Here is a 13029-nt window from a genome sequence, read left to right as displayed (position 1 = left end):
TTTACATTAATTATTGGTAGGGAGAAATCTATGGGGGAATCCTACACAATCCAAACTATCATTTCCTGATTGTAAAAGATTTCAAAATACGCTACAATAGAGAAAAATTCTTCTGTATGGGGACAGTTAAGATGATAAAAACTAAGTATCAATGTATTGTAGATCAGATTAGCCAAGATATTCAAAGTGGGAAATTGTCCAAGGGACAAAAGATTCCTTCTGTCCGTCAGCTGGCAGAATACTATCGCTGTAGCAAGGATACAGCTCAAAAGGCGCTAATGGAATTGAAATATCAAAAGTATATCTATGCGGTTCCTAAAAGTGGCTACTATGTGTTGGAAAATAGTCTGGAGGAGCAGCAGGACATGGAGCTAACCGTTAGAGATGACCACTACCAAATTTATGAAGACTTTCGACTTTGTCTCAATGAAACGCTGATTGGACGTGAGAATTATCTTTTTAACTACTACTCGCAACAAGAGGGGCTAGAGGATTTGCGAGAATCTGTCCAGCAGCTGCTTCTAGATTCAGCTATCTACACCTCTGCTGACAAGATTGTTCTGACATCTGGTACCCAGCAGGCTCTTTATATTCTTTCGCAAATTGCCTTTCCAAATGAAAAATATGAAATTCTAGTTGAGCAGCCGACCTATCATCGGATAAACAATTTGCTAACTGCCCAAAAACTTCCTTATCAAACAATTGAACGAACTCCAGAAGGAATTGATTTAGGAGACTTGGAGCGGAATTTTCAAACTGGACGTATCAAATTCTTCTATACTATCCCGCGCTTTCATTATCCCTTGGGGCATTCTTACAGTCGAAAGGAGAAGGAAGAAATCATTCGTCTTGCTCGGCTTTATGATGTTTATATCATAGAAGATGATTATTTGGCTGACTTTGACAGCAAACGCGAACTAACCTTTCATTACTTGGACAACAGCCAGCATGTCATCTATATCAAATCTTTTTCTACTAGCCTCTTCCCTGCCCTTCGGATAACAGCTCTGCTATTTCCTCCAGCTATTCAGTCTACTTTTATCGCCTACAAAAAAGCAGTAGACTACGACAGCAATCTCATCATGCAGAAAGCTCTATCTCTTTATATTGACAATCTCATGTTTGAAAAAAATCGTCTTTCTCTTCTCAATCAACAAGAAAAAGAATTGACGAGAGCTAAAAAACTTTTAAGCCAAAATCAGCTCAAACTTTCCTACTTTATCAATAGAGATGGTATCTTACTAGATCTACGTGGACTTAAATCCGTCAGCTCCCTCAAACATAGCAATCTGCCATTGGATTTTTTTGAAGCAAGTTATATACAGGATTGTCCTTATCAATACGCAAAAATTAAATACGAGGATCTAGAAAAAACCTTAGAACGCTTAAATGAATATTTATAAGGGAGTGGGACAGAACTAAAAATCGAAAATTTTTAGTTCGTAGTCCCACCCCCGCAAGGGTGATTAGGTGCTCTTCTGAGCTTGAAAAGCGAATGAAGAGTCCAATCACCTACTGCGTTATTCTTTTATTACTAAATCTGATAGAAGCTGGGACACTTTTTGCACAGCCTTTTCTTTAACATATCACTCTTCTTTCATCATTCCAGCCTGCAATTGATACATTTTATAATAAGTACCCTTAAGCGCTAGAAGCTCTTCGTGTGTGCCAGATTCAATGATACGCCCCTGCTCCATGACATAAATGCAGTTAGCGTCCTGAATGGTAGACAGACGGTGAGCAATGGCAATCGTCGTTCGTCCTTGGCGCATTTTTTTCAGAGAAGTTTGGATAAGTTCTTCGGTCTCTGAGTCAATATTAGCAGTTGCTTCGTCCAAAATCAAGATTTTGGGCTTGCTAGCAATTGTTCTCGCAAAAGCCAATAGTTGTCTTTGTCCGCTTGAAAAAGTCGCACCTCGCTCGGTTACTGGACTGTCATATTCTGCAGGAAGCTGACTAATAAAGTCGTGAGCATCCACAAACTTAGCAGCTTCTACAATATCTTCTCGACTCATATTTTCCTGATACATTTGTATATTAGAAGCAATGGTACCGTGATAGAGGAAAGGATCTTGAAGAACTAAACCGATATTGCGACGCAGTTCAGCTTGGCTGTAATCCTTAATATTTTGATCATCAATTAAAATTTCTCCTCTTTCAAATTCATAAAATCGCAGAAAGAGATTGATAATCGAAGACTTGCCTGAGCCTGTCGCACCGACAAAGGCGATTGTTTCCCCCTGCTTGACTGAAAATGAAATATCTTTCAGAACATCACGCTTGCTGTCATAAGAAAAAGAAACATGACGAAATTCAATATTCCCAGCTGTAATTTCCAATGGAAGATTAGCTTGCTTGGGCTCATAGTCCTTACGATCTATTATTTCAAAAACACGGTCTGCATCCACCATAGATGTCTGTAAAACAGAGTAATTCTGCATCAAATCAATCAGAGGATTGAAAAGTTGATTGACATATTGGATAAAAGCATACATGACTCCTGCTGTCACTCCTGCAACCTGCCAAGTAAAGCCAAAATAGGCTAAAATAACTGCATAAGCTAAAATTTTCAGCAAAGACATAGCTGGACGGAGAAAAAGGCTATTGATATTGAGATAGCGAACTGTATACTCCAAATGCTCCCCGTTAATCGCTTCAAATTCATTTATTAGACGCTTTTCCTGACTAAATGCCTGAATAATTCGCATTCCCTCAATACTTTCAGAAAGTTTAACATTCAAATCGCTTAGTTTACTTCTGACAAGCTTGAGGAGACGATTAGATAAGCGTTGATAAAGCAAAATGGAACCTAACATGACTGGTAAAAAGAGTACAATAAGACCTGTCAATCGCCAATTCAAGCTAAACATCGTCACCAATGTTACAACAAGAATAAAAACAGAGCTTAAAAAACTTGAAAAAATACTACTAAACATATATGAAACCGCTTGTGTATCATTTGTCAAACGGGAGACAATCGCTCCTGCTGGGGTCTGATCAAAATAGACCATCCCTAAATGTTCAATATTTTCAAAACTTTCCTGACGCAAATCACGTACAATGCTATGTGCCACATGCGCAAAAGAATATTGTCCCAAGAAAGTAAATAACACTCGCAAAAGAAAAAGAGCATAGTACATAATCAGAACATAAAAACCTGTCATAATCTGATAACGACTAATAAAATGGTCAATGAAATAGCGAGCTAAAAGTGGCAAAGTTGTCGTTACCAAGGTTGTCGCAAAGATGAAAACGAGCGCCAAAATGCTAATCCATTTATAACGCCACATATAAGTTAGAAGGCGATAAAAGGTTACTTGTTTTCTCATTATCGATCCTCCTTTAGATTTTCTGCCAATTGTTGTTTATGATAAGTTTGTGCATACCAACCGTTTTGAGCCAGCAATTCTTGGTGAGTGCCACGCTCTTTAATGCGTCCATTCTCCATCACCAAAATCAAATCTGCATGAACAACTGCTGACAATCGGTGAGCAGTAATAATCGTCGTTTTGCTGTCTCGTTCTTCCTTGAGATTTTCCAAAATCAAATGCTCTGTTTTAGCATCAACAGCAGACAAAGAATCATCCAATATTAAAATATCTGGTTTCAGAACGAGCGCTCGACTCATCGCTAATCGTTGCTTTTGACCTCCTGAAAGCGATACCCCTCGTTCACCGACAATCGTCTGAAAGCCTTCTGGCATGGCAATAATATCCTCATAAAGACCACAAAGTTTACTAGCTTGAATCACTTCGTCAACTGACAAGTCTGGATTTGCAAAACGAATATTGTCCGCAATTGACATCGCAAAAAGAATCTGCTCCTGTGGTACATAACCAATCAAACTCCGCAAATCCTTTAATCTATACTCTCGAATATCATGATTATTCAGATAAATAGCACCATCTTGAATATCTTGCTCTCTCATCAGTAAGCGCAAAAGTGTCGTCTTACCAGAACCTGTTTGTCCGACGATTCCTAACGTTTGCCCTTTTTCTAACGAAAAGTGAATATTGGACAAAGTTGCTGTTTCCTTATAAGAAAAACATTTAATGTTATAGACCAAACGACCGTTTTGGATAGGGGAAACTGGTTTTTTTGTCTCTTTGACATCAGATTTTTCTGCTAACAGTCGCTCAATCCGCTCATAAGACACCATTCCCCTCTGGCTGATGTTGAAGAGATAGCCCATCGCCTGCAAAGGCCATACCAGCATATCTAGATAAGTAATAAATGTCACTAATTCCCCGACTGTAAATTGCCCTCTAGAGATGAATATTCCCCCAAAAATCAAAGTTAACGCATAAGATAAGCCGATGAAAATCAGAACCATAGGGTCGAAGAGGGAATTGTATTTAGCAGCTAAAATATTCTTCTCATAGACATCCTGATTTGTTCTAGCAAAAGAGTAACTTTCTGCTTTTTGATAGCCAAAAGACTTCGTCACTTTAATCCCCGAAACGCTTTCCTGTACCTTGTTATTCAAGTCAGAAAAGGCCTCCTGAGCCGCTTTAAAGCTCTCATGATTTTTTCGTCCAATTAAACTGGTTCCCCAGGAAAGAAATGGCAATGGCAAAATAGCAATCAAAGTCAAGCGCCAGTCTAAAACAAAAAACATAGTCAGCAGCGTTACCAGTGCTGTGATAGAGGCATCTACCGCCGACATGACACCCCCACCTGCCACACTTACAACTGCATTAATGTCATTCGTTGCATGCGCCATCAAATCTCCTGTTCGATATTTTTGGTAAAAAGACGATGCCATTTGGGTAAAGTGCTCAAAGAGTTGAGAACGTAAAAGTCGTCCCAAGTGATTTGCCGTACCAAAAATATATAGACGCCAAAGATAACGCAGACCATACATAATAAAGGCCGAAGCAACCAAAAGTGAAAGATTTAAAAGTAATTGCTCTGATGTTAGATTTCGACTAACAATACGGTCAATGACCACACCAATTACTCTAGGAGGAATTAAATTAAAAACACTAACCAAATACAAGGCTAGAATTCCGATAATATAACGTTTTTTCTCCAGTTTGAAAAACCAGCCCAATTTTCTGATAAGATTCATATTTTCTCCTCTGCTATTACTAATTACCATTATACATTATTTTGTTGCATTATCTGTAAAAATAAAACGCAGCTAGCGCAACCTAACTGTGTTCCTCATTTCTTTTGGGTCAATTCAAAACTCTTATCTAAAAGGGAAAAAAGTTCTGTATCCGTCAAAGTATCATCCAAGGGCAGGCTCAGCCAATATTTTTTATTCATGTGAAATGCTGGGTAAATTCCTGCTTTCTTAAGCAAATTAGCTACTTGATTGTTTTTGACATTCAGCACTTCTATTTGACCAGTTTTGCCATTTTCAAACTTAGACCAATCTGTAGTCAGAAAGGCTCCATACCATTTTTTACTGTCCTGATGACGGAAAACTCCAGCTTTGGTAGAACTCTTCCTGGAAGACTTTTCCCAGAGGTATTCTAGCTTTCCATCATAGGTTTTTGCAACATAATCTTGCAAGCGACTGCTCTGTTCATAAAGAAAGCCAACTTCCTCAAAACAATTAGCTCGAATCATCAAAAAAATCTCCTGACAAGCTTCACGGACTTGACCGACAAATTCACCTGTCATAGTCTTCATTTTGACTTGCACGTATTCATCACCAGCCTCTTGGTCAAACACTTGGTAGTCCAGCTTCTCACCCTGAAGTTTTAGCTGTAACAGAAAATCACCATTCATTATTTCCTGAGAATAAACAAACTCTTCTCCTCTTTTTTCAAAACCAAATACCTGTAATTTTTCTGGATTTGCTTGATATTTCTCAAATAAGTCTAACATGATCTTCACTTTCTAAAATACAATTTTGGTACCATGAAGTTGATTGACGCCGAGCTTTGCAACAATTTCATCACGATTATCAACCGTAATACCGCCTCCTGGTAAAATATCAATCCTACCAGCTGCATGATTTATCAATTCATATAACCAAGAAAAATGCTCTTGAATCGGCTCTTCTGCCAGTCCACCGTGAGTTAGAATCCGTTTCACGCTATGTTCCATTAGCCAGTCCATTTCACTAAATTGATGTTCTCTTGGAGTAGCGTCAAAAGCCATGTGAAAGACGACTTCCAGCCCTTGCGAGGCTTTTAATAATTTTGCCATTTTTGGATAATCAATTTTATTAGCAGTTGTCAAAACACCAAAAACAAGTCCGTGTGTCCCAGCGCTGCGCGCCATTTGAATGTCTTCTAGCATGATTTCCAATTCCAAGTCATTGTATACAAAGTCTCCCCCGCGTGGACGAATCATCGTCATAACGGTCACATTGTAAGGTTTTGCTAGCTCAACAGCCGCTTTTATGACACCGTAACTAGGCGTTGTTCCGCCAACTGCTAGATTATCACAAAGTTCAATTCGTCGAGCACCAGCCTGCATGGCTTTTTCCAAATTAGTCACATTTTCTGCACAAAATTCATAAATCATTTTCGACCTCTTCTATGTGAAAGCATTTTCTTGTTTATTATAACATAATTACTATTTATTCTTCAAAATCTTTCGCGACTCGCTGGCACCAATCCAACCATTTTTTCCTATGATCCGACTCAGACAAGATACGATTTTCTAAATCTTTTATCGTAAAAATTCCTTTTTCTTCACAAGTTTGAAGGCAATAGTAATAGAAATCCCAATTCAAATTGTCCTCTTCTGCATAAACTGGAATCTCTTCAAAACCAGCTTGATAGGCTATAAATGCTCTGCTGTGGCCATCAGTTAAAAAGATTTTACCTTTCAATCGCTTAATTGGTAAAGGATTTAAGGCGTTTATGTCCTTTGTATCGAACCATATCTGTACCTGCTCTAATTTCTTCTCAGAAAGATAAAATTGACTTGGTTGAATAGCTGACAAAGGAAGCATCAAATCCAAAGCATAGCGATGCCCATTTCCAGTCTTTTCCAAAGGATAAAACCCTACTGACTCAAACATCTTCTTAGAAGCTTCATTATAATCATAGATTTCTTGAACATACAAGCGCTTATAACCCAACTTACGTCCGCGTTCAATCAATACCTGAACAACTGTCCTCCCGATTCCCTGACCACGATAAGCTGAATTGCCAATAACAATCGGCATATCCTCTTGCCAAAAACTCACATCACAAATCGGCTGCCACCCTGCATTTGTCAAAACTTCAATAAAATACACTTCTCCCTGCTGAGTAAGATAATCATACATTTTCTTGATTCGTTGAAGTGTGTAAGGCGCTCTACTACCATCAGTCAAACGGATTACCTCAAGGTCTTGATACCAAGAAAAAGCGAGGTGAGCTTGTCCATCATACTTTCGCAAACGTAAGGAAGAATCAATGGAAATATACTCTGGTTGTTTCTTTACATCTATCATAATATTCTCCTCTTACTGACATTCTAACAGAAATGACACAGATTGTTTAGGAATTCTGTCCTATTCTATCAAAATTTTCTCTTGACATTACCTGAAAAAACAGTATACTATACTTGTGTATATACAGTAAAAAGGAGAAAATTATGAAACCTAAAACAAAAAATCAATTTATAACTCTTACAGCTCTTCTGACCGCACTAGCTATTGTTATTCCCATGGTTATGCCTGCAAAGATTATTATTCCGCCTGCATCCTACACTTTGGCAAGCCATGTTCCCATCTTTTTAGCCATGTTTATCTCGCCGTTAATGGCTTTGATCGTTATTCTAGGATCTACTTTTGGTTTTTTAGTAGCTGGTTATCCCATTGTTATCGTTCTTCGTGCCCTGTCGCACCTATGCTTCGGCTTGGTAGGCGCTCTTTATCTAAAAAAATATCCTAAAACTTTAGATAAACCAATCCAGACTTGGATTCTTAATATTGTCCTTGCTTTTATTCATGCAATTGCTGAAGTCCTTGCTTGCCTCATCTTTTACGCCTCAACTTCTTTTCCAGCAAATATGTTTTATCTGCTTTTCATCCTTGTAGGAGTTGGAACTATCATTCATAGTATCGTTGATTTTATCATTGCACAATTTATCTATAAAGCTCTACAAAAAATCCGCTAAATCTTGAATATTTAACAGATTTATTCTACAATGAATTTATGATAAAACAAAGAAGAACAGATTTATTACAGCTTTTAAAAACTGCGGAAACTCCCTTAAATGGACAAATTTTAGCAGAGAAATTCCATGTTACTCGACAAATCATTGTACAAGACATTGCCGTTTTACGAGCAGATGGCGCTCCTATTATTAGCACAAATCGAGGCTATATTTACAAAACGAATGATACTGCTAAATATTATCACCAGCTTTTTAAAGTTAAGCATACGATTGAAGATATTGAAGCGGAATTACTGGCAATTGTAGATAATGGTGGACGAGTTCAAAATATTATGGTAGAGCATCCCGTTTATGGGGAAATTCAAACCTATCTGAAATTAACTTGCCGCAGAGATGTTCAGCATTTCATTCAACAAATTCACGAGACCAATTTCCGCGGTTTATCTGAATTGACAGACGGTGTCCATTATCATCTAGTAGAAGCTGATTCGCAACAAGATTTAGACTATGTCGAAAAAGCACTAGAAAAATTGGGATTTTTATTATAAAATTCAAACATGATTTCTACATAGATTTCAAAAAAATAGAGCCTGAATGATCTGCACCCCAAAAATTAGACAGAAAAAATCTAACTTTTGGGGTATTTTATTACGAAATTGAGTTATGAAGATAAAGTGCGAATCTATGAACTAAAAAAACAAGGAATCAGCTTAAAGCAACTCTCAAATAAATTTGGAGTACGTATTTCTACACTGACATACATGTTTAGTTTGATTGCTCGTTACGGGATAGAAATAGTCAAGAAAGGAAAGAATCGTTATTATTTTCCAGAATTAAAACAAGAAATGATTGATAAAGTTCTTCTTGAAGGTCGTTCGCAAAGAAGTGTTAGTCTTGATTATGCCCTCCCAAACCAAGGAATGTTTCCAAATTGGCTGGCGCAATACAAGAAAAACGGGTATACTCTTGTTGAGAAAACAAAAGGGAGACCAGCTAAAATGGGACGTAAACGGAAGAAAACTTGGGAAGAAATGACAGAACTAGAGCGACTTCAGGAGGAGAATGAACGGTTACGTACTGAGGTGGCCTACCTAAAAAGTTAGAGGAAAGGGACGAAGCCTTAGAGCGAGAAAGGCAGAGACAGTTAGAGAAATGGTTTCAGGAGGATTTCGATTATATTTACTTCTTGAAACAGCATGTTTAGCTCGCTCAACTTACTATTATCAATTGAAACAGCTGGATCAACCAGATAAGGATAAAGATCTAAAGGATGAAATACAAGCCATTTATAATGAACATACAGGCAACTATGGCTATCGTCGAATCCATTTAGAATTAAGGAATCGCGGATTTGTGATTAATCATAGGCTCGAATTCGTCGCAAACGGAAGTATTCTTCCTACCAAGGAGAGATTGGCAAGAAAGCAGAGTATCTCATTCAACGCCAGTTTGAAGCATCGAGGCCAATGGAAAAGTGCTATACGGATGTGACAGAGTTTTCTATTCCGAATGGCACGCAGAAACTCTATTTATCACCTGTTTTAGATGGTTTCAACAGTGAAATCATCGCTTATAATCTTTCTACTTCACCGAACTTGGAACAAGTGAAGAGCATGTTAAAACAGGCCTTCACAGAGAAACACTATGAGAATACGATTCTCCATAGCAACCAGGGCTGGCAATACCAACACGATTCTTATCATCATTTCCTAGAGAGTAAGGGAATTCAAGCATCTATGTCGCGCAAGGGTAATAGCCCAGACAATGGTATGATGGAATCTTTCTTTGGCATTTTGAAATCCGAAATGTTTTATGGCTATGAGAATCACTTTAGGTCTTTAGAAGACAAGACCTTGAACAAGCTATTGTGAACTACATTGATTATTACAACAACAAACGAATTAAGGTCAAACTAAAAGGACTTAGCCCTGTGCAATACAGAACTAAATCCTTTCAATAATTATTTGTCCAACTTTTGGGGGTCAGTACAGAATGGCTCCATTTTTATTTCTCATCAATAACAATTCTGACTTTTTTATCTTCGGTTGGGACAGAATAAACAATCGTTCTTATCGCAGAGATCGTGCGACCTTTACGACCGATTACACGTCCAACATCACTAGGGTCAAGATCTAAATGATATTCCAAAAATTCTGGTGTATCTTCAATCTTGATAGTTAAAGCATCTGGTTGTGAAATCAAAGGTTTCACTATCGCAATAATAAGATTTTCAATCGTGTCCATAGTCAACCTGCACTTCTATTATTTAGAGTATTTAGAATCGTGGAATTTCTTCATAACGCCAGCTTTTGAAAGAATGTTACGAACAGTATCAGAAGGTTGAGCACCTTTTGACAACCAGTCAAGAATACGATCTTCTTTTAAAGTTACTTGGTTTTCAGCAACAAGTGGATTGTAAGTTCCAACTGTTTCGATAAAACGTCCGTCACGTGGTGAACGTGAGTCTGCTACATTGATACGGTAGAAAGGTTTTTTCTTAGAACCCATACGAGTTAAACGAATTTTAACTGCCATTTTAAAAATTTCTCTTTTCTCTTTTTTATTTTTAGGAATAGCAGAACTATTCCCAACACACTCTATCTTATCACAAGAAAGAAAAGGTGTCAAGAAAAAATCTTGACATCTTTTGATATTACCATTCTACGACTTCAAAGACTGTAGCTGTCAGATCTTCAACAAAAGAATCGCTAACTTGACGACTATTTCCAGCTACAAGTTTCAAATTTCCAATATCTTCAATATTGTATCTCTCACCACTTGCATTAAAAATTACGAGGTAATAATTATCATCTTTTACTTCAAAAATGACAATTCCACTTCCGGAATACGCCGAATGTACAAAGGCATGCTGGTAAATGTCATCATAATGCTGGTAAGAAAATTCTTTTGTTGTCGTTTTTAAATGGATCATCTGTTTGATATAGTTGATACTTTCTTGGTGATCAGCTATCAAATCCCAATTTACCTGATTAACAGTATCAGGAGCATTATAACTATTCATAGCACGTTCATAATCTTCCTGAATAGTTTGACCATTTTCTCCAGTTGCTACTAGCTTGCTACGTAAAAATTCCTGTCCCAACTCCATAAAACTCATGCCTTGCAAGAGGAGATTCATCGCAGTTGCTAATTCAATCCGCTTAGTACGAGTCAATTCATCATCATCTGGGTGCAGTTCAGCTAACAAATCGTGCAAATTGTAATTATCATGCGCTTCTACATAATTAACAACTTGTTTTGGCTCCAGATAGGTTCCTAGTTCACTACTTCCTAGAATTGCCTTGGCAACAATTGATTCTGTCGCTTGACCACTTACAAAGCCAGCTTTCAAACCACCATAAACCTCTGCGCCTTTGATAGCATCACGTTCAGTATCGTTGAAAAATCCGATATTAGGTAATTCAAAGGCATTATCTTTTTTGGCTTTGTCAAGCGGAAGCAATCCTGTCCCCATATCCCAACCTTCACCGTATGTGAGAATTCTCGGGTCAATTTTATCTAACGCTTCCCGAATTTGACGCATCGTTTCAATATCATGAATGCCCATTAAATCAAAACGAAAACCATCAATATTATACTCTTTTACCCAATAAAGGATAGAATCAATCATATATTTACGAAACATTTCATGCTCGCTGGCTGTCTCGCTCCCCACACCTGTTCCATTTTGGAAAGATCCGTCTGGATTCATTCGATAGTAATAATCAGGCACTGCTTGTTGAAACGGTGAATCATGAGTCGAATAAATATGGTTATACACGACATCTATCACTACGGAAATGCCCGCATCATGATAGGCTTGAATCATCGTTTTTAAATCCCGCATTCCTTGAGATGGGTTTGCTGGATCAGTTGAAAAACTTGTTTCTGGAGCATTGTAATTTTGTGGATCATACCCCCAATTGTAGGTCACATTTCCATGCCAATCATACTCTTTATGTCGATCAGAGATGGGCTGCAATTGTACAACATTGATACCTAAAGATTGGATATAATCAAATCCCGTCGCCTGGCCAGATCGATTTTTGGTTCCTTTTTGACAAGCCCCTAAAAAGGTTCCTCGGTGTTTTTTAGACACGCCAGAACTGCTAGACTTCGTCAAATCTCGTACATGCATCTCATAAATAACAGCTTGACAAGGATTCTTTAGACGCCAAATTGCCTGTTGCCCTTGTTTCACTTGGAAATGTTTTGGATTTCGCTCCGCAGGCGATAAAATGACAGAACGCTTTCCATCTTCCGTTACGGCTTCCGCATACGGATCGCGTGTTACTGTTTTGTGATGTTCAAACTCTAGCTGGTACTGATAGGCTTTATTTGCCAAGTCATCTGAAATCACTCGAGACCAAATTCCGATTGTATTTTTAGCATGATCTTTGGAAAAATCTTCTCCTCTTTGTAAGTCGTAGACCTTCCAGATTTTCGCTTTGTTAGTGCTATTCTTGTAGACTACTAGCTGAACTTTTTTTGCAGTCGGTGCCCAGAGTTTGAATTCTGCTTGTTCACCATTATACCGACACCCTAACCAACCTTGATACCCCCAATGCTGATCAAAATGTTTGCTGTCTAATGCCATATCAAAAGCATGAGGATCTTGCTTTGCATGATACGGACTAGTCATAGCAGCCTGCCTAGAATAATAAACTTGACTGTCTCCTTCTATAATCCAAACCTCAGTCACTAAATGAGATGGTAACAACTGAATGGAATAGTCAACCGACTGATGAGACCAATCGGTTGTTTTTACAATGACATGGACATTACTCAAAGCTTGTTCGCTTTTATAGGACAAGGTTCCTTGAATCCCGAAATCATCATACTGGGAAAAAGTACTCTCTTCTCCCCATTTATTCATTTGCCATTTCCACATATTATAGGCTGCATAATTTCCTAATTGATTATGGTAATGGATTAAGACACGATAGTCTAACATCACAT

Annotated in this window: 11 protein-coding genes and 1 pseudogene; 4 read left to right on the top strand and 8 right to left on the bottom strand. The window is 38.0% G+C overall.

What is annotated here, in order from left to right; genetic code table 11:
* Nucleotides 1-116: 116 nt before the first annotated feature.
* Entirely contained in the window at nt 117-1403 is a 1287-nt protein-coding gene (locus tag HMPREF2876_RS06280) for an aminotransferase-like domain-containing protein (RefSeq protein WP_042753926.1), read from the top strand.
* A gap of 183 nt (nt 1404-1586) precedes the next feature.
* On the opposite strand, the gene HMPREF2876_RS06275 is transcribed toward HMPREF2876_RS06280, so the two are convergent.
* From HMPREF2876_RS06275 to HMPREF2876_RS06255, 5 genes are all read right to left on the bottom strand, one after another.
* Complete coding sequence (locus tag HMPREF2876_RS06275) at nt 1587-3329, bottom strand: ABC transporter ATP-binding protein (RefSeq protein ID WP_070584480.1); 1743 nt, start codon at nt 3327-3329, stop codon at nt 1587-1589.
* Nucleotides 3329-5071 (bottom strand): ABC transporter ATP-binding protein, encoded by a 1743-nt coding sequence (locus HMPREF2876_RS06270; protein WP_070584478.1) that lies wholly within the window; start codon nt 5069-5071, stop codon nt 3329-3331. Before HMPREF2876_RS06270 ends, HMPREF2876_RS06275 begins: the two co-directional genes overlap by 1 nt.
* Nucleotides 5072-5166: 95 nt before the next feature.
* The gene (locus HMPREF2876_RS06265; protein WP_070241669.1) at nt 5167-5838 is read right to left on the bottom strand and encodes an MmcQ/YjbR family DNA-binding protein; all 672 of its coding nucleotides are present in this window, start codon (nt 5836-5838) and stop codon (nt 5167-5169) included.
* 12 nt (nt 5839-5850) lie between these two features.
* Nucleotides 5851-6483, bottom strand: a complete 633-nt coding sequence (locus HMPREF2876_RS06260) for a copper homeostasis protein CutC (protein WP_024051573.1) — start codon at nt 6481-6483, stop codon at nt 5851-5853.
* Nucleotides 6484-6538: 55 nt separating this feature from the next.
* Complete coding sequence (locus HMPREF2876_RS06255; RefSeq protein ID WP_024051574.1) at nt 6539-7402, bottom strand: GNAT family N-acetyltransferase; 864 nt, start codon at nt 7400-7402, stop codon at nt 6539-6541.
* Between the two features lie 143 nt (nt 7403-7545).
* On the opposite strand from HMPREF2876_RS06255, the gene HMPREF2876_RS06250 reads away from it, so the two are divergent.
* From HMPREF2876_RS06250 to HMPREF2876_RS10490, 3 genes and pseudogenes are all read left to right on the top strand, one after another.
* Entirely contained in the window at nt 7546-8070 is a 525-nt protein-coding gene (locus HMPREF2876_RS06250; protein WP_024051575.1) for an ECF transporter S component, read from the top strand.
* Nucleotides 8071-8108: 38 nt separating this feature from the next.
* A complete protein-coding gene (locus tag HMPREF2876_RS06245) occupies nt 8109-8618 on the top strand; it encodes a transcription repressor NadR (RefSeq protein ID WP_024051576.1) in 510 nt (169 codons plus the stop codon).
* Nucleotides 8619-8717: 99 nt separating this feature from the next.
* Nucleotides 8718-10030: pseudogene (locus tag HMPREF2876_RS10490) on the top strand (IS3 family transposase).
* A gap of 44 nt (nt 10031-10074) precedes the next feature.
* On the opposite strand, the gene kphA reads toward HMPREF2876_RS10490, so the two are convergent.
* The 3 genes from kphA to pulA all read right to left on the bottom strand — a co-directional run bounded on the left by kphA (nt 10075) and on the right by pulA (nt 13024).
* Nucleotides 10075-10314 (bottom strand): RNA-binding protein KphA, encoded by a 240-nt coding sequence (kphA, locus tag HMPREF2876_RS06230; RefSeq protein ID WP_003001620.1) that lies wholly within the window; start codon nt 10312-10314, stop codon nt 10075-10077.
* A gap of 18 nt (nt 10315-10332) precedes the next feature.
* Entirely contained in the window at nt 10333-10605 is a 273-nt protein-coding gene (rpsP, locus tag HMPREF2876_RS06225; protein WP_003024685.1) for a 30S ribosomal protein S16, read from the bottom strand.
* 118 nt (nt 10606-10723) lie between these two features.
* Complete coding sequence (gene pulA, locus HMPREF2876_RS06220) at nt 10724-13024, bottom strand: type I pullulanase (protein WP_024051580.1); 2301 nt, start codon at nt 13022-13024, stop codon at nt 10724-10726.
* Nucleotides 13025-13029 lie beyond the last annotated feature (5 nt).

It is taken from the genome of Streptococcus sp. HMSC073A12 (assembly GCF_001812815.1).
Taxonomy (GTDB): domain Bacteria; phylum Bacillota; class Bacilli; order Lactobacillales; family Streptococcaceae; genus Streptococcus; species Streptococcus vaginalis.
Note: the sequence above shows the minus strand (reverse complement) of the source record. Positions and strands in the feature narration are given on the sequence as shown.